The 17,051-nt window shown below is 70.7% G+C and carries 13 protein-coding genes and 2 pseudogenes (1 of these 15 running past the window's edge); 8 read left to right on the top strand and 7 right to left on the bottom strand.

Features of this window, described 5'->3' with window-relative positions; all coding sequences use genetic code 11:
• Window positions 1-131: 131 nt before the first annotated feature.
• Window positions 132-887: a bifunctional 2-polyprenyl-6-hydroxyphenol methylase/3-demethylubiquinol 3-O-methyltransferase UbiG gene (gene ubiG, locus K6K41_RS11885; protein WP_261405211.1), complete on the bottom strand. Its 756-nt coding sequence runs from the start codon at window positions 885-887 to the stop codon at window positions 132-134.
• Window positions 888-1,006: 119 nt separating this feature from the next.
• Here ubiG and K6K41_RS11880 point away from each other — a divergent pair, with 119 nt between their 5' ends.
• The 7 genes and pseudogenes from K6K41_RS11880 (at window position 1,007) to K6K41_RS11850 (ending at window position 9,511) form a co-directional block, all read left to right on the top strand.
• On the top strand, window positions 1,007-2,257 hold the full coding sequence (locus K6K41_RS11880; protein ID WP_261405210.1) for an aspartate kinase: 1,251 nt from the start codon (window positions 1,007-1,009) through the stop codon (window positions 2,255-2,257).
• A 100-nt stretch (window positions 2,258-2,357) separates the two neighbouring features.
• A pseudogene (gene ptsP, locus K6K41_RS11875) lies at window positions 2,358-4,629 on the top strand (phosphoenolpyruvate--protein phosphotransferase).
• Between the two features lie 8 nt (window positions 4,630-4,637).
• Window positions 4,638-5,736 (top strand): annotated as a pseudogene (prfA, locus tag K6K41_RS11870) (peptide chain release factor 1).
• Window positions 5,733-6,581, top strand: a complete 849-nt coding sequence (prmC, locus tag K6K41_RS11865; RefSeq protein WP_261405209.1) for a peptide chain release factor N(5)-glutamine methyltransferase — start codon at window positions 5,733-5,735, stop codon at window positions 6,579-6,581. Before prfA ends, prmC begins: the two are co-directional and overlap by 4 nt.
• A gap of 351 nt (window positions 6,582-6,932) precedes the next feature.
• Entirely contained in the window at window positions 6,933-7,928 is a 996-nt protein-coding gene (locus tag K6K41_RS11860; protein WP_261405208.1) for a DUF4167 domain-containing protein, read from the top strand.
• A gap of 297 nt (window positions 7,929-8,225) precedes the next feature.
• Window positions 8,226-8,378 carry a hypothetical protein gene (locus K6K41_RS11855; protein ID WP_261405207.1) on the top strand — a complete coding sequence of 51 codons (153 nt, stop codon included), beginning with the start codon at window positions 8,226-8,228 and terminating at the stop codon, window positions 8,376-8,378.
• The gene (locus tag K6K41_RS11850) at window positions 8,345-9,511 is read left to right on the top strand and encodes an MFS transporter (RefSeq protein WP_261405206.1); all 1,167 of its coding nucleotides are present in this window, start codon (window positions 8,345-8,347) and stop codon (window positions 9,509-9,511) included. Before K6K41_RS11855 ends, K6K41_RS11850 begins: the two co-directional genes overlap by 34 nt.
• Window positions 9,512-9,675: 164 nt before the next feature.
• On the opposite strand, the gene K6K41_RS11845 is transcribed toward K6K41_RS11850, so the two are convergent.
• Together K6K41_RS11845 and K6K41_RS11840 are read right to left on the bottom strand one after the other, a co-directional pair.
• Entirely contained in the window at window positions 9,676-10,152 is a 477-nt protein-coding gene (locus K6K41_RS11845) for a GFA family protein (protein ID WP_261405205.1), read from the bottom strand.
• 162 nt (window positions 10,153-10,314) lie between these two features.
• Entirely contained in the window at window positions 10,315-11,082 is a 768-nt protein-coding gene (locus tag K6K41_RS11840; RefSeq protein WP_261405204.1) for an MOSC domain-containing protein, read from the bottom strand.
• Between the two features lie 248 nt (window positions 11,083-11,330).
• Here K6K41_RS11840 and clpB point away from each other — a divergent pair, with 248 nt between their 5' ends.
• Complete coding sequence (clpB, locus tag K6K41_RS11835) at window positions 11,331-13,931, top strand: ATP-dependent chaperone ClpB (RefSeq protein ID WP_261405203.1); 2,601 nt, start codon at window positions 11,331-11,333, stop codon at window positions 13,929-13,931.
• Between the two features lie 48 nt (window positions 13,932-13,979).
• On the opposite strand, the gene K6K41_RS11830 is transcribed toward clpB, so the two are convergent.
• The 4 genes from K6K41_RS11830 to K6K41_RS11815 all read right to left on the bottom strand — a co-directional run.
• A complete protein-coding gene (locus tag K6K41_RS11830; protein ID WP_261405202.1) occupies window positions 13,980-14,861 on the bottom strand; it encodes a glycosyltransferase family 29 protein in 882 nt (293 codons plus the stop codon).
• 11 nt (window positions 14,862-14,872) lie between these two features.
• Window positions 14,873-15,208: a hypothetical protein gene (locus K6K41_RS11825; RefSeq protein WP_261405201.1), complete on the bottom strand. Its 336-nt coding sequence runs from the start codon at window positions 15,206-15,208 to the stop codon at window positions 14,873-14,875.
• A gap of 211 nt (window positions 15,209-15,419) precedes the next feature.
• Window positions 15,420-16,100, bottom strand: a complete 681-nt coding sequence (locus K6K41_RS11820) for a M23 family metallopeptidase (protein WP_261405200.1) — start codon at window positions 16,098-16,100, stop codon at window positions 15,420-15,422.
• Window positions 16,040-17,051 carry the 3' portion of a hypothetical protein gene (locus tag K6K41_RS11815; protein ID WP_261405199.1) on the bottom strand. Its footprint extends 392 nt past the window's final position, so the window shows 1,012 of its 1,404 coding nt (coding positions 393-1,404); the start codon falls outside the window, past its right edge — the gene reads right to left on this strand; the stop codon is at window positions 16,040-16,042. Before K6K41_RS11815 ends, K6K41_RS11820 begins: the two co-directional genes overlap by 61 nt.

The following is a 17,051-nucleotide window of genomic DNA, read 5'->3' as shown; positions in this document are numbered from 1 at the left end:
CGCCGCGTCATCCCGGGCCTGACCCGGGATCCAGAACCGACGCCCTCGGCGAACTCCCGAACCGCCTCGGTTCTTTATCCCGGCTCTTCGGCCGGGATGACGGGCGGCGGGGTTCCGTCGGCCGCGAGACCTCAGGCGGCCCTCGCGGCCGCGAGCGCGTAGTTGACCGACATGTCGTCGGCCGGCGTCCAGGCGTTCTTGAGCGGATCGAAGCGGATGCCGCGCTGGTCGGAGACCTCGAGGCCCGCGGCCCGCGCGGCGAGCCTCAGCTCCGCGGGCGTCACGAATTTCTCGTAGGAATGCGTGCCGACGGGCAGCCAGCGCAGCACATATTCGGCGCCCACGATCACCAGCGCATGCGCCATCAGCGTCCGGTTGATGGTGGAGAACAGCGCGAGCCCGCCGGGCTTCACCAGCTTGCCGATCACGCCGACGAAGCTGTCGACGTCGACCACGTGCTCGACGACTTCCGACGCCACCACGATGTCGAACGTCGCGCCTTCCGCGACGAGATCCTCGGCTGCGCCCGCGCGATAGGCGATCTCGAGCCCGCTTTCGGCCGCATGGGCCCTCGCGACCTCGATCAGCTCCGGGGCGGGGTCGACGCCCGAAACCGTCGCGCCGAAGCGCGAAAGCGGCTCGGCCAGAACGCCCGCGCCGCAGCCGACGTCGAGCAGGCTCAGCCCCTCGAAGGGGCGCATCGCCGAGGCGTCGCGGTTGAAGCGGGCGGCGATCTGGTCGCGGAAGATCGCGACGCGCGCGGGGTTGAAGCGGTGGAGCGGGCGCATCGGCCCGTCGGGGTCCCACCAGCGGCCGGCCAGCGCGTCGAAGCGCGCCACTTCCCCGGCGTCGAGGCTCGCGGCGCGGGCCTGTGCGCTCTCCGACATTTGGCGTTCTCCTCCGGCGTTGCGTCTTGCGGCCTTGCCCGTCTATCTATAGCCGCGTTTTCGGCCGGCGGCTCCCGCCGGCCTTTTTCGATCACGGCCTGAAAGACAGTTCGCGTCCCATGTCCCGCATCGTCATGAAGTTCGGCGGCACCTCGGTCGCGAATGTCGAACGCATCCGCAACGTCGCCGCCCATGTGAAGCGCGAGGTCGACGCCGGCAACGAGGTCGCCGTCGTGGTCTCGGCCATGTCGGGCGCGACCAACCAGCTGGTCGCCTGGACCAAGGAGGCCTCGGCGATCCACGACGCGCGCGACGACGCGATCGTGGCCTCGGGCGAGCAGGTGACCTCCGGGCTGCTCGCCATCGCGCTGCAGGCGATCGGCGTGCCGGCGCGCTCCTTCCAGGGCTGGCAGATCCCGCTCCGGACCGACGCCGCCCACGGCGCGGCCCGCATCGAATCGATCGACGGCTCGGCGCTGATCTCGCGCATGACCGACGGCCAGGTGCCAGTGATCGCCGGCTTCCAGGGCATCGGCCCGGACGAGCGCATCGCAACCCTCGGGCGCGGCGGGTCGGACACGAGCGCTGTCGCGGTCGCGGCCGCGGTGAACGCCGATCGCTGCGACATCTACACCGACGTCGACGGGATCTACACCACCGACCCGCGGATCGTTCCGCAGGCTCGTCGCCTCGACAGGATCGCGTTCGAGGAGATGCTTGAGATGGCGTCGCTCGGCGCCAAGGTCATGCAGGTGCGCTCCGTCGAGATGGCGATGGTGCACAAGGTTCGCGTGTTCGTGCGGTCGAGCTTCGACGCGCCGGACGCCATTCAGTCAGGTCCCGACGGTGAGCCGCTGGGCACGCTTATTTGCGACGAGGACGAGATCGTGGAAAGCCAGGTCGTCACCGGCATCGCCTATTCCAAGGACGAGGCCCAGATCACGCTGCGGCGCGTGGCCGACCGGCCGGGCGTGGCCGCAGGCGTCTTCGGGCCGCTCGCCGAAGCCTCGATCAACGTCGACATGATCGTCCAGACGATCTCCGAGGACGGCAAGACCACCGACATCACCTTCACGCTGCCGACCGCCGACCAGGCGCGGGCGGTGGAGATCCTGAACGCCAAGAAGACCGAGATCGGCTTCGAGGCGCTCAACACGGAGACCGACGCCTGCAAGGTCTCGGTCATCGGCATCGGAATGCGCAGCCACGCGGGCGTGGCGGCCCAGGCGTTCGAGGCGCTCGCCAAGCGCGGCGTTAACATCCGGGCGATCACCACCTCCGAAATCAAGATCTCGGTGCTGATCGACACTGCTTTCGCCGAACTTGCCGTGAGAACGCTGCATTCGGTATACGGGCTCGACAAGGCCTGAGAGGCTTCGGCCAAAGCCTTTGACGTTTGCGCGCGGCCCCTTGGGCGCTAGGCTGTCCGCGCGGTAATCGGCGCGGTGCGTTCCATCCGGAGAGCGGAAGATGCGAGGCGCGTATGGCGGCCCGCGCGTGCTTTTGCGCCGGCTGCGCGAGGTCATGGCGGACCCGGTCACGGCGCAGGAGCGCCTTGACCGCATCGTCGTCCTGATCGCCGCCAACATGGTGGCGGAGGTCTGCTCCGTCTACGTGCTGCGCGTCGACGACCTCGAGCTCTACGCCACGGAAGGCCTCAACCGCGAGGCCGTCCATCGAACCACCATGCACAAGGGCGAGGGCCTGGTCGGCCTCGTGGCCGACGAGGCCGAGCCCGTGAACCTCTCGGACGCCCAGGCGCACCCGGCCTTCTCCTACAAGCCGGAGACGGGCGAGGAGATCTTCCACTCGTTCCTCGGCGTGCCGATCCTGCGCGCGGGCAACACGCTCGGCGTGCTCGTCGTCCAGAACAAGTCGCACCGCACCTATTCCGACGAGGAGATCGAGGCCCTCCAGACCACCGCCATGGTGATCGCCGAGATGGTGGCCTCGGGCGAGCTCGGTTCTCCGGAGACCGGGCTCGAGCCTGTCGGCCGGCGCCCCGCGCATGCGACCGGCGCGGCGCTGTCGGAAGGCATCGGCCTCGGCCATGTCGTGCTGCACGAGCCGCGCGTCGTGGTGAAGACCTTCATCGCCGAGAACACCGAGGCCGAGCTCAAGCGCCTCGACGCCGCGCTCGCGAACCTGCGCGCTTCGATCGACGTGCTGCTCGACGACGGCGAGGTGGCGCGCGCCGGCGAACACCGCGACGTGCTCGAAGCCTTCCGGATGTTCGCCAACGACCGCGGCTGGGGCCGGCGCCTGCACGAGGCGGTGCAGACCGGCATCACCGCGGAGGCGGCCGTCGAGCGCGTCCAGTCCGACACCCGCGCGCATGCAGCGCCAGACCGATCCTTATCTGCGCGAACGGCTCCACGATCTCGACGATCTCGCCAACCGCCTGCTGCGCGAGCTGACCTCGCCCGGCAAGGGCATGGCGCCTGTCGCCGCCGAGCTTCCGGAGAACGCCATCGTGGTGGCGCGCTCCATGGGGCCGGCGGCGCTGCTCGACTACGACCGCACCAAGCTGCGCGGTCTCGTGCTCGAGGAAGGCTCGGCCTCGAGCCATGTGGCGATCGTCGCAAGAGCGCTCAACATCGCGGCCGTCGGCCAGATCGAGAACGCCACGGGCCTGGTCGAGCCCGGCGACGCGCTGATCGTCGACGGCGTGTCGGGCGAGATCCATGTGCGGCCGACCGGCGACGTCGAGCGCGCCTATGTGGACAAGGTCCGCTTCCGCGCCCGCAAGCAGGAGCAGTACCGCGCGCTCAGAAACGCGCCGTCCGCGACCCGCGACGGCGCGCAGGTGAAGCTGCTGCTGAACGCGGGCCTCCTGGTCGACCTGCCGCACATTAAGGAGACCGGGGCTGCGGGCATAGGGCTGTTCCGCACCGAGCTTCAGTTCATGGTCGCGTCCTCGATGCCGAAGACCGCGGCCCAGCAGGCGCTCTATCGCGCGGTGCTCGACGCCGCCGACGAGAAGCCGGTGACGTTCCGCACGCTCGACGTCGGGGGCGACAAGATCCTGCCCTACATGCAGGCCGAGCCCGAGGAGAACCCGGCGCTCGGCTGGCGCGCCATCCGGCTCGGCCTCGACCGGCCGGCGCTGATGCGCACCCAGCTCCGCGCGCTGCTGAACGCCGGCGGCGGGCGGGACCTGCGCGTGATGTTCCCGATGGTCGCCTGCGTCTCGGAGTTCGAGGCGGCGAGCGACATCGTGCAGCGCGAGATCGCGCGGCTGATCAAGCACGACCATCCCCAGCCTTCCTCGATCGCGCTCGGCGCGATGGTGGAGGTGCCCTCGCTCCTGTTCCAGCTCGACGAGCTCCTGAAGCGCGCCGACTTCATCTCCGTGGGCTCCAACGACCTGATGCAGTTCCTGTTCGCCTCCGACCGCGGCAACGCGCGCGTCTCCGGGCGTTTCGATCCGATGAGCCCGGCGTTCCTGCGCGTGCTGTCGCACATTGCCGACCGCGCGAAGGCGGCCGGCAAGCCGGTGACGCTCTGCGGCGAGATCGGCGCGCGGCCGCTCGAGGCCATGGCGCTGATCGGCGTCGGCTACCGCTCGCTCTCCATGTCGCCGGCCTCGATCGGCCCGGTGAAGGCCGCGCTCGTCGAGGCCGACGCCGCCGAGCTCGAAGCCTTCGTGAAGCCGCTCGTCGCGAACGCCGACGGCGCTGCGAGCCTGCGCGGCGCAATCGAGGAGTTCGCCGTAAAGCGCGGGCTGCAGGTCGCGCCGTGAGCTCTGCGATCTCGAACGACCGGCTCGACGCCGTGGTCGAACGCTTCGCCAATGTCGACCATGAGCTCGGGACGACGAGCGACGGTCCCGCGCTCGCCAGGCTCGGCCGCGAGCGCGCCGAGCTCGCGCCGTCGTAGGCGATCGATGCGGCCTGGGACGCGAGCCACCGCCAAGCGGCCGCGATCCGCGCCGAGCTCGCGCCGATGCCCTGCGCCGCCGATGCCGCGCTCGCCCCGGCCCGGAGCTGCGCGCGCGCTTGGGAAGACGAGCGCGCCGACGCCGCGGCCAGGCTCGAGGCGGAGGTCGAGCAGCTCCAGATCGAACTGCTGCCGAAGGACGAGGCCGACGCGCGCGGCGTGATCCTGGAGGTGCGCGCCGGAACGGGCGGCGACGAGGCGGCGCTGTTCGCCGGCGATCTGTTCCGCATGTACCAGCGCTACGCCGACGGCGAGGGCTGGAAGGTCGACGTGCTGTCGATCAGCGAAGGCGCGGTCGGCGGCTATAAGGAGATCGTGGCCGAGATCGCAGGGCAGGCGCGTTCGGCCGGCTGAAGTTCGAGTCCGGCGTCCACCGCGTCCAGCGCGTGCCCGCGACCGAAGGATCGGGCCGCATCCACACCTCGGCCGCGACGGTGGCGGTGTTGCCGGAGGCGGAGGAAGTGGACGTCGCGCTCGACGACAGCGAGCTGCGCTTCGACGTGTTCCGCGCGCAAGGCGCGGCGGCCAGCACGTTAACAAGACGGAGTCGGCGGTGCGGGTGACGCATCTGCCGACCGGCATCGCGGTCGCGGTGCAGGACGAGCGTTCCCAGCACCGCAATCGCGCCCGCGCGATCGCGCTCTTGCGCGCGAAACTTTACGACATCGAGCGCGAGCGCGCCGACACCGCGCGCGCCGACGCAAGGCGCGTGCAGGTCGGCTCCGGCGACCGGTCGGAGCGCATCCGCACCTACAACTTCCCGCAGGGCCGCGTCACCGACCACCGCATCAACCTGACGCTCTACAAGCTCGACCAGGTGATCGAGGGCGAGGCGCTGGGCGAGCTCATCGACGCGCTCGCCGCCGAACAGCGCGCGCGGCTGCTCGCCGCCGAAGACGCCGTCGCATGACCCGGGCCGAGGAGGTGCGCGCGGCCGCCGCGCTGTTTCGCGAGGCCGGCTGCGACACGCCTGAATTCGACGCCCGGGCGCTCGCCGCCGAGGCGTTCGCACTTTCGCCCGCCGAGCTGATCGCCGGCGGGCCCGACGAGGCCGGCCCTGAAGAGCGCGTGCGCCTCGACGAGATGATCGCGCGGCGGGTCGCGGGCGAGCCGGTGGCGCGGATCATCGGCCATCGCGAATTCTGGGGCCTGAGATTTCGCCTCGCGCCCGAGACGCTGGTCCCGCGACCCGACAGCGAGACCATCGTGGAGACCGCGCTCGCCGAAGCCGGCGCCCGCGACCGCGCGCTGTCCGTGCTGGACCTTGGCGCCGGGACCGGCTGCCTGCTCCTCGCCATCCTTTCGGAGCGCCCGCACGCGGTCGGCGTCGGGATCGATCTTTCGCCTGCCGCCGCAGCCGCCGCGCAGGCGAACGCGGCGGCGCTCGGCCTTCAGGCCCGCGCGCTCTTCGTCGCCGGATCCTGGGGCGAGGCGATCGGGCGGCGCTTCGACGTCGTGGTGTCGAACCCGCCCTACATCGCGCGGCCCGACATCGCCCATCTCGACGTCGAGGTGCGCGCGCACGACCCTCACCTCGCGCTCGACGGCGGGCTCGACGGACTGCGCGCCTACCGGGCGCTTGCGCTGGGGCTCGAGGCTCTCCTGAAGGCTGACGGCGTCGCGGTTCTGGAGCTCGGCGCGGGCCAGGCGGAGGAGGTCTCCGAGCTGATGCGGGCCGCAGGTCTCGCCGTTCCGAGGGTCGTTCCCGATCTCGCCGGAACGCCCCGCGCCCTCGTGGTCAGGAGGCGACGGTAAAAAGGCCTTGGATTCCGTGAGCCTCGTGGCTATGTTCGGTGTCGGAATCATCCAGCGCCCGGCTAGTCTTGCGATCTGCACGAGAGCGCGGATGAATAATTTCAGCGCGATGTCGCCTCCGGCCCGGCCGGCGCGACGCGCTCTGGAAGATCGACGCAAAGCTTCGATCACGCCGCATCGCCGCGGGGGCCGAAAGGCCGCGCGGCGGCAGCCGCGACGGCGACGGCTCGCTCTGACGCGAACCGTCTCCACGCCGGCCGGCGCGACGAGCCCGTCGGTCGGACGCGGGGTCCGGGGCGTTAGAGCCGCGCGGATCTGTTCTCGAATAGGCGAGTGTCGAATTTGAACTCGATGAGGCAACAGTCGAAGCGCATCCGCGGCCGTAGCCGCGGCGGCGGCAACAGCGGCGGCGGCGGTGGCGGCAAGGGTCCCAATCCTCTGACCCGCAGCTATGAGTCGAACGGCCCGGACGTGAAGATCCGCGGAACGGCCGGGACCATCGCCGACAAGTACGTGCAGCTTTCGCGCGACGCCCTTTCGGCCGGCGACCCCGTCGCCGCCGAGAACTACATGCAGCACGCCGAGCACTATTACCGGATGCTCGCCGCCGCGCAGGCCCAGTACCAGCCGCACCAGACCTTCGTGCGCGCCGACGCGGACGACTTCGCGGACGCCGACGATGACGACGACGGCGAGGCCGGCGAAGCGAACGCCGCGCAGGCGAACGGCCAGCAGGGCGGCCATCCGCAACAGCAGCACGGCCAGCCTCACCAGCAGAACCGGCAGCACAACAACAACAATGGCGGCCGGCCGAACGGCTACAACGGCCAGCAGCCGCGCGACGGCGAGCGCCGTTTCGACCGCAACGACCGCCGCCCCTACGACCAGAACCGCCAGGACAACAATCGCCAGGACGGGGGTCGCCAAGACGCCGGGCGTCCGGACGGAAGCCGTCAGGACAACAACCGTCAGGATTACAACCGCGACGGCGGGCGTCCCGAGAACCGCGCCCAGCAGGGCGGCCGCGACGACCGGCCCTACCGCTCCGAGCGCGGCGACCAGCCCTATGAGCAGCGCGGCGAGCGCAGTCAGCCGCAGCCCGAGCGCGCGAACGGCGACGAGCAGCCGGATGTCGGCGGCCTGCCGGCCTTCATCACCGGCGGCGCGCCAGCGCCCGTCCCGGCCGAGGCTCCGGCGGTCGCTGCAGCGCCCCGCGCCCGAGCGCGCTCCGCGCCAGCCCCGCGAACGGCGGTCGGCCGCCGCGGCCGCGCCTGTTCCCGCGCCCGTCGACGCCGTCGAGCAGCCGGCCGTCGAGGCCGCGGCTGCGGCCGAGAGTTCGGTTCCTGAAGGAGACGAGGACGCTCCGGCTGCGGCCGGACGCACCCGTCGTCGCCGCTACGGCCGCTATGGCCGCGGCCCGGCCGCCGAGGACGGGGGCGAGGCCCAGCCGGCTCCGACCGAGGTCTCCTCGGACTAAGCGAAGCGAAATCAACGTCTGAGAGCCCGGAGCGGATCGCCGCTCCGGGCTTTTTTGTCGCATCGCCTGGCCGACTTTCGCCGCGCTTGCCGGGCTCCGGGGCCGCGCCAGTTCCGTTGCGCGCAACAGAGCGATCTTCGATCGCCGGCGCCCAGGACGGCATATCCATGAACACGATCGCGGCGTTGACGACGCTCAACTTCCTGATGGCCGACGTGCGCGACGGCCTCGGCCCTATCTCGCGATCTTCCTTCAGGGGCGAGGCTGGTCGCCGCTCGACATCGGCGTGGTGCTCACCATCGGCGGCCTCGCCGGGATGATCGCCACGACCCCGATGGGCGCCTTCGTCGACGCGACGAAGCAGAAGCGCCTCGTCACCATCGCGGCCGGCCTGCTCGTCTCGATGGCCTGCCTCGCCATCTTCCTTCACCCGACCTTTGCGGTGGTCTCGGTCGCGCAGGTGCTGACCGGGGTGGTGGGCGCGGTGATCCCGCCCGCGATCGCCGCCATGACGCTCGGCATCGTCGGGCCGAACGAGTTCTCGCATCAGATCGGCCGCAACGAGGCGGCCAACCACGGCGGCAACGTCGTTGCGGCGGTCGCCTGCGCGGGCTTTTCCTATCTCATCGGCATCCAGGCCGTGTTCTTCGTGATGATCGCGATGGCGGTCGGCTCGATCGCCGCGACGCTCGCCATCAAGGAAAGCGCGATCGACCACGACGTCGCGCGCGGCCTCGACAAGGCGGCGAAGGACGAAGGCGAGGGCAAGTCGGGCTTCGCGGTGCTGCTCAAGACGCCGGCGCTGCTGGTCTTCGGCTTCATCCTCATGCTGTTCCACTTCGGCAACGCCGCGATGCTGCCGCTGGTCGGCCAGCGCATCGAGGCGCTGGGTCTCGGCAACGCGGTGTTTTGGACCTCGGTGGCGGTGATCGTCGCGCAGGCCGTGATGGTGCCGATGGCGCTGCTCGCGGCCCGGATCGCCGAGCGGTTCGGCTACGCGCCGCTGCTGCTCACCGCGCTCGTCGCGCTCCCGATCCGCGGCGTCGTTGCGGCGGCGACGCCGGAGGCATGGATCGCGATTCCCGTGCAGGTTCTCGACGGGATCGGCGCCGGCATCCTCGGGGTCGCGACGCCCGCGCTCGTCGCCCGCATCCTGCGCGGCACCGGGCGCTTCAACGTCGGGCTCGGCGCGGTGATGACGCTGCAGGCGGTCGGGGCCTCGTTCAGCCCGACGGCCGCGGGCCTCATGGTGGAGAACGGCAAGGCGTGGCTGTCGGGACTCGGCGTCGAGGTCGGCTTCACCGGCTACGGCGTCGCGTTCCTCGGGCTGGGCGCCGCGGCGCTCGTCGCGCTCGGCCTCTTCTTCGCCGCCATGCGGACGCTGCCGCTCGAACGCGAGGGCGGGCATATGTCGCGCCGGGATCGCTCCGGCGCGGCGGCCGCCCCGGCGTGAAGCGCGAGCCTTGTCCCGGACTTGATCCGGGACCCAGAACCGTCGCGATTTTCAGGATCGAGCGGCGCGGTCGCGAAGAAAATGCCGGACCTGGTCGTCGCTTTTGAAGCGGCTCGGTTCTGGGTCCCGGATCAAGTCCGGGACAAGGAAGAGGCGCGAAGCGATCAGTCGGCTTGCGCGGCTTCGATCCGGGCGCGCTGCTCGTCGGTGAGGACGTCCGCCGGATCATAGGCGGTCTCGAACCAGGGAAGGCCGTCGGGGATGGCGACCCACGCCGCCTTGTGGGCGGTGAAGATGTGGATGTCGGGCGAAAACAGGTCCGGCTCGTCCATGACGCCGACTCGGAAGATCCTCAGCCGCTCGCCGAAGCTCGGCCGGTGCGACCAGAGCGCGCTGCCGCAGGCCTCGCAGCGGAACACCGGCCGGGCGTCCGGCGTCGATCCCGCCGGCGCGCGCGTCTCGACCGCCTCCCCACGGATGACTTCGAGCCGGTCGGCCTCGATCAGCGCGTTCGTCGCGAAGGCCGAGCCGCCGAGCCGCTGGCAGATCGTGCAATGGCAGCAATGGACGACGATCGGAGCGCCATGGACGCGGATGCGCACCGCCCCGCAGGCGCAGCCGCCGTCATGGGTCTGTTTCATCAAGCGAGCCTCTCTTGTCCCGGACTTGATCTGGGACCCAGAACCGATGCGGGTTCGTGATTCAAGCGAAGCGATGCGAAACCTCGTTTTGCGACGCCGCTCCGCCTGAAAAGCAGGTCGGTTCTGGGTCCTGGGTCAAGCCCGGGACACAGGGCTGGGCGCTTACGCCAGCCGGATCGCGTCGCCGACCGCGATTCGGCCCGCGGTGAGCGGCTCGGCGTAGACGCCGCAATCGGCGTGACCGAGATTCTGCTGCAGGAGCTTCGGGATCCGCATGTCGCGCTCGGCGGTCGTCGGGTCGACCTCGGTCGCGGCGCAGCGCACCGTGCGCTGGACGACCCGGAACCGCGCCTCGCCGATCAGAACCTCGCGGTCGAGCCAGTCGAGCTCCTCCCAGGCGCCGAATCCCTCGAAGTCCAGATTGCCGCGGAACCGAAGCGGATCCACGGGCGCGCCTGAAAAATCCTCGATCGCCGAGACGCTCGCGAGGTTGATGAGCGAGAGCACCCCCTTGGAAGTGTCCGAGAAGGTGTGGCGGCCGGGCGCGGGCAGCACCTTGAGCGGCCCGCGGAGCTCGTCGCCCATGAAGACCGTGAACCAGTCCGCGGCCTCGCTCCGGCCGGCTTCGCTCGACAGGTCGACGGAGAGCGCCAACGCGCCGTCGCGCTCGACCTCGAGCCTGTGGGCGGTGTCGTCGAACCGTGTCTTCAGGCCGGCGAGCCGGGCGTTCCGCATCAGACACAGGAACCGGGTCTTCGGCAGCTTGGCGGGCGCCGGATCGAAGCCCGAGGGTCCGTTCTCGATCGCGTAGGCCCGGTCGCCCGCGAACTGCCGGCCGGCTTCGACCTCGACGGCGTCGAGCGGCTCGGGCGACAGCCCCTTCACCGGATAGCGCCTCAGCGCCGCGACGCGTCCGACGGTCTCAGCCATGGTCGTCTCCATCCGGCCGGCTCGCCCCGGCCGTTCCGCCGCGGCCTGTGACGAGGCCGCGGTTTTTGTCTTCAGGCCGGCGCCATGCCCCTTTTGTTGCGAATTGGCAACACCCATATTCGCCGCAGCGGGTCGCCCGATGCGGGACCCGCCGCGTCGTCCGAGGGGCGGCGGGGGAGACTTGAGGCGCCGGCCGCGGAGGCCGATCATCTGGCAGCGGACACCGGCGCGCTCGGAAGGAGACGTGCATGAACCCCGAAATCTACACCGAACGCGTCCGCGGCTTCCTGCAGTCCGCGCAGACCGCGGCCACCGGCGCCGGGCACCAGCAGCTGCTGCCCGAACACATCCTCAAAGTTCTGCTCGACGATCCCGAAGGCCTCGCCTCGGGCCTCATCGAGCGCGCGGGCGGCCGCCCCGCAGACGCACGCGCGGCCGTCGAGGCGGCGCTGCGCAAGGCGCCGGTCGTGAAGGGCGGCGGCGCCGGCAATCTCTATCTCGCGCCCGCGACCGCGCGCGTGTTCACGTCCGCGGAGGCGCTGGCCAAGAAGGCGGGCGACCAGTTCGTCACCGCCGAACGGCTGCTGACCGCGCTCAGCCTCGAGAAGGACACCGATTCGGCGAAGGCTTTGGCCGCTGCGGGAGTCACCCCGCAGGCGCTCAACGCCGCGATCGAGGATCTGCGCAAGGGCCGCACCGCCGATTCGGCGACGGCCGAGAACGCCTATGAGGCGCTCAAGCGCTACGCCCGCGATCTCACCGAGGTGGCGCGAGAGGGCAAGCTCGATCCCGTCATCGGCCGCGACGAGGAAATCCGCCGCACCATCCAGGTGCTGTCGCGGCGCACCAAGAACAATCCAGTGCTCATCGGCGAACCCGGCGTCGGCAAGACCGCGATCGTCGAGGGGCTGGCGCTGCGGATCATCAATGGCGACGTGCCCGAATCGCTGAAGGAGAAGCGGCTGCTCGCGCTCGATCTCGGTTCGCTGATCGCGGGCGCGAAGTATCGCGGCGAGTTCGAGGAGCGGCTGAAAGCGGTGCTGTCGGAGGTCACCTCGGCGGCAGGCCAGATCATCCTGTTCATCGACGAGATGCATACGCTGGTCGGCGCCGGAAAGGCCGACGGCGCGATGGACGCCTCGAACCTCTTGAAGCCGGCTCTCGCGCGCGGCGAGCTGCACTGCGTCGGCGCGACCACGCTCGACGAGTATCGCAAGCACGTCGAGAAGGACGCGGCGCTCGCGCGGCGGTTCCAGCCGGTGTTCGTCTCCGAGCCGACCGTCGAGGACACGATCTCGATCCTGCGCGGCATCAAGGAGAAGTATGAGCTGCACCACGGCGTCCGGATCGCGGATTCCGCGCTCGTCGCCGCCGCGACGCTGTCGAACCGCTACATCACCGACCGTTTCCTGCCCGACAAGGCGATCGACCTGATGGACGAGGCCTCGTCGCGCCTGCGCATGCAGGTCGACTCGAAGCCCGAGGCGCTGGACGAGCTCGACCGGCGCATCATCCAGCTCAAGATCGAGCGCGAGGCGCTGAAGAAGGAGGACGACCAGGCCTCCAAGGACCGCTTGGGCAAGCTGGAGGAGGAACTCGCCGGCCTCGAGGAGGAGGCCGACGCGCTCACCGCGCGCTGGCGGAACGAGAAGGACAAGCTCGGCCGCGCCCAGGCGCTCAAGGAGAATCTGGAGAAGGCCCGCATCGAGCTCGAACAGGCGCAGCGCAGCGGCAATCTCGCCCGTGCGGGCGAGCTCGCCTATGGGCTGATCCCGCAGATCGAGCGCGACCTCACGGAAGCCGAAAAGCCCTCCGAGGGCGATTCGGCCATGGTCGAGGAAGTCGTGACGCCCGACCGCATCGCGCAGGTCGTCTCGCGCTGGACCGGCGTGCCGGTCGACAAGATGCTGGAGGGCGAGCGCGCCAAGCTGCTGCGCATGGAGGACGAGCTCGCCAGGCGCGTCGTCGGGCAGGGCGAGGCCGTGCAGGCGGTCTCGACCGCGGTGCGGCGCGCGCGCGCCGGCCTTCAGGATCCGAACCGGCCCATCGGCTCGTTCATGTTCCTCGGGCCGACGGGCGTCGGCAAGACCGAGCTCACCAAGGCGCTCGCCGCGTTCCTGTTCGACGACGACCAGGCGATGGTTCGGCTCGACATGTCCGAATACATGGAAAAGCACGCGGTGAGCCGGCTCATCGGCGCGCCTCCCGGCTATGTCGGCTACGAGGAGGGCGGGGCGCTGACGGAAGCCGTGCGGCGCAGGCCCTATCAGGTCGTGCTGTTCGACGAGGTCGAGAAGGCGCACCCGGACGTCTTCAACGTGCTCCTTCAGGTGCTCGACGATGGTCGGCTGACGGATGGGCAGGGACGTACGGTCGACTTCCGCAACACGTTGCTGATCATGACCTCGAATCTCGGCTCCGAGTTCCTCGTGGCCCAGCCCGAGGGCGAGGATTCGGACGTCGTGCGCGAGCAGGTGATGGGCGTGGTGCGCTCGCACTTCCGCCCGGAGTTCCTGAACCGGGTGGACGACATCGTGTTGTTCCACCGGCTGAAGCGCGACCAGATGGGGGCGATCGTCGACATCCAGCTCGAGCGGCTGAAGAAGCTGCTCGACGATCGCAAGATCACGCTGGATCTGAAGCCGGCCGCGCGCGAATGGCTCGCCGCCAAGGGCTACGACCCGGCCTACGGGGCGCGGCCGCTGAAGCGGGCGATCCAGAAGTACCTGCAGGATCCGCTCGCCGAGCTGATCCTGGCGGGCGACGTCAAGGACGGCGACCGCGTGCCGGTCGACGCCGCGGGATCCGGCCTCCAGGTCGGCAAGCGCGTGGTGGCGGCCGCAGCGTAAGCGGCCGCTCGTCGCCGCGACGGCCGATCGCGCCGTCGCGGCGACGCCTTATGATCCGGCGTCGGCGAACCAGCGGTCGAACAGCGCCCGCTCCGAGCGCCATTCATGGCGGCCGGCAGGGTGTTCAGCGTCGTAGTAATGCGTCTCCGGCGACGCGCCGAGCTGGTCGACCAACGAGAAGCCGTAGCAACGGACGTTGGCGAGCGAACCGCGTGCGTCCTTCATGGTCGCGAGCGCGATCAGCCCCGAGCTCGGCAGGCGGCCGAGCTCGCGATGGAGCGCCATGTTGATCCGGCTCGGCGTGAACGCCACGCGTTTCCCGACCGAGCGCATGAGGCGCAGGAACGCGCAATCCTCCGACACGGCCTGCATCTGGCGCACGAGGATCACGGGCGCGCGCGTCCGTGTGGCCCAGTCGTTCCAGTAGCGCGGCGCCATCATCTTGACGTCGCAGCGCGCGCCGTAGTCGGCCGCGTAGGTTCCGTCCTCCGGCGCGCCGTTGAAGCGCAGAGCGACGTCGTGATCGTCGATCTCCGGGCCGAGCCCGCGGCCGATGTCGCAGGGCGAGTTTCCGACAACCGCGACCCGCCGCGCCGAAGCGGCGAGATCCCCCCAGAACGCCGCGCTGTCGGCTTCGGCCTCCGCGACGAGACGGGCCGCCCCGGCCGCCTCGGCCGAAAGCGACGAGGGGGCGAGATCGAGCAACAGCCGGGCGGTGACCGCGTCGCTCTCGGCCCGTCCGGCGAGCGCCGGGAAGCGCTCCAGCAGGCGGGCGGTCAGGTCGGACGCGCCGGTCATGTAGACGACCGCGGAGAGCCGCTGGCCGATCGCCGCCTTGCCGTTCGATTCGTCCGCGAGTTCGTCGATCAGCCGCGCGAGGTCGGGCTCCGGCAGGCCGACGCGCCTGGCGGCCGCGATCCGCGCGCGCAAGGCCGCAAGCCTCAACTGCGGGGCGGCGCCCGTCCCGCGCGCGCGATCAGCGATAGGCACCATGGCTCGACGTTGCGCGACAGCTCCGCGAACAGCAGCAACGAGGCGAGTGCGTGGGGCCCGTTCGGCCGCCAGCCCGCCGCGTCGTCGTAGAGCTCGCCGCCGCGCGCCTGGTCGGCGGTCGCAAGGGCAGCCGCCGCGATCGCGCGCGCTCCCTCTCGTTCGGCCGGACGCGGCTCGCCGGCGAGCGCCGCGCGCGAAAGCGCATGAGGCGACGACGTCGCCCTCGCGCGCCGCCCGGAGCGCGCGCCCGAGGTCGTCCGGCCGCCGCTCGGCCCTGGCGACATAGCGCTTGGCGAGCGACATGACGGCCGCGCTCGGCTTGGCGGCCGGCGCCCAGCGGGCGAACTCTTCGTAGAACGGATGAGGCTCGATCATGAGACGGGGAGGCGGGCGTCTTGGGGAAACAGGTGGCCGCGCCGTGACGGCGTCGGACGCGTTCTGACGGCGGAGGTTTCGATCGCGAAGCCTAGCGGCCCTTTGCGGCGGTCGCGCGGGTCATCCGCCGCGTCCGCTCTCCGCGGCCGCCGCCCGCGCGCCGGCGGCGGGGCCGCGCCCGAGCAGCGCGTCGATGCGGGCGCGTTCGCCGTCGAACTTCGCCATCTCTGAGCCGTCGAGCTCGCGGCCGCGCGGAAGCTTGACCGTCATCGGGTTCACGAAGCGGCCGTTGATCATGACTTCGTAGTGCAGATGCGCGCCGGTCGAAAGGCCGGTCGAGCCGACATAGCCGACCACCTGGCCCTGCCGGACCCGCGCCCCGGCCGAAACGCCGCGCGCGATGCCCGACATGTGGTTGTAGGTCGTCTCGTAGCCGTTGGTGTGCTTGAGCACGACCTGGCGGCCGTAGCCGTTCGCCCAGCCCGACTTCTCCACCACGCCGTTGCCCGAGGCCACGATCGGGGTGCCGACCGGCGCCGCCCAGTCCACGCCCGTGTGCATCTTGGAGTAGCCCAGCACCGGATGGCGGCGGAAGCCGAAGCCCGAGCGCATGACGCCGCCGTTCATCGGCTTGCGCATGAGGAACTTTTTCGCCGACTTCCCATACTCGTCGTAATAGTCGACCAGCCCGTCGTCGTCGGTCTCGAAGCGATAGAACCGGCGCTGGTCGCCGGCGAGCTTCAGCGACAGATAGGCGACCTCGCCCTCGCCGCCGGGTTCGTTCGGGTCCGAATAGAACACCTCGAACCGTCGTTCGGGCCGACGGGCCGGTTGAAGTCGACGTCGTAGGAGACGATGCGCACCATCTCGTCGACGATGGCCGTGGGCACCTGGTTCTTGAGCGCCGCCTCGTAGAGACCGTTGTAGAGCCGCATCCGGCTCGGAACGCCGGGGCGCTCGACTTCGTCGGCGATCTCCTCGGCGGTCGGCTCGTCGGCGAGGTCGCCGATGTCGGCCACCGCCACATAGTCGCCGATGTCCGACGCCGCGACCGAGCCGACATGGCCGCCGTCGGCGTCGAACAGGCTGACGCGCACCGGCTGCAGGCGGCTGCCGCCCGGCGCCGCGGTGCGGCCCATCAAAACCTTGAGGCGCTGCCCCGGCATGACGGAGGCGACGCCGTAGCCGTCGCGGCCGGCGAATCGGTCGGCGATGACGCGCGCATCCTGCGGGGCGACGTTGGCGTCGCGCTCGAGCGCCGAGGCGAGCGATCCGCCTGCGGTGATCGCGACGGTGTTTTCGCCGGGCGTCGCGGCGCCGGCTTCGGCGACGGCGGATTTCGCCACCAGCGTCACGTTCTGCGGAGTCGGCCTCGGGTCGATGACGCCCGGCAACGGCAGCAGCGCGTCCTGCGCCGCATAGGCGAGCGCGCTCTGCGCGCCGGGCGCCATCGGCAGCGCAGGCTCCATGCGGGTCGCGAATTCGAAGGCGGCGGCCTCGCGCACGCGCGCCCGGACCTCCACCGGCGGGACCACCGGTCCCTCGTCCGGCGCGATCTGTCGGGCCGATAGGTCGCTCACCGTGAAGGAGAGATCGCCCTCGCCGTCCGGTTCGGCGACCGAGCGGTCACGATTGGCGGCCGCGAGCGTCTTCATCGGGTCGAAGTTCGGAACGCGGCCCGCGAACTCCGTCGGCTGACGGGCGAGCGGGGCGCTGACGCGCACGAAGGAGCGCATGCGCACGATCTCGCGC

The sequence above is a fragment of the Chenggangzhangella methanolivorans genome (assembly GCF_019797865.1).
Classification (GTDB): domain Bacteria; phylum Pseudomonadota; class Alphaproteobacteria; order Rhizobiales; family Methylopilaceae; genus Methylopila; species Methylopila methanolivorans.
This window is presented reverse-complemented; position numbering and strand designations above follow the sequence as displayed.

Coding starts and splice junctions, on each gene's coding strand:
- ubiG (WP_261405211.1), bottom strand. CDS start 887: ATGTCGGAGAGCGCACAGGCCCGCGCCGCGAGCCTCGACGCCGGGGAA.
- K6K41_RS11880 (WP_261405210.1), top strand. CDS start 1,007: ATGTCCCGCATCGTCATGAAGTTCGGCGGCACCTCGGTCGCGAATGTC.
- prmC (WP_261405209.1), top strand. CDS start 5,733: ATGACCCGGGCCGAGGAGGTGCGCGCGGCCGCCGCGCTGTTTCGCGAG.
- K6K41_RS11860 (WP_261405208.1), top strand. CDS start 6,933: ATGAGGCAACAGTCGAAGCGCATCCGCGGCCGTAGCCGCGGCGGCGGC.
- K6K41_RS11855 (WP_261405207.1), top strand. CDS start 8,226: ATGAACACGATCGCGGCGTTGACGACGCTCAACTTCCTGATGGCCGAC.
- K6K41_RS11845 (WP_261405205.1), bottom strand. CDS start 10,152: ATGAAACAGACCCATGACGGCGGCTGCGCCTGCGGGGCGGTGCGCATC.
- K6K41_RS11840 (WP_261405204.1), bottom strand. CDS start 11,082: ATGGCTGAGACCGTCGGACGCGTCGCGGCGCTGAGGCGCTATCCGGTG.
- clpB (WP_261405203.1), top strand. CDS start 11,331: ATGAACCCCGAAATCTACACCGAACGCGTCCGCGGCTTCCTGCAGTCC.
- K6K41_RS11825 (WP_261405201.1), bottom strand. CDS start 15,208: ATGTCGCCAGGGCCGAGCGGCGGCCGGACGACCTCGGGCGCGCGCTCC.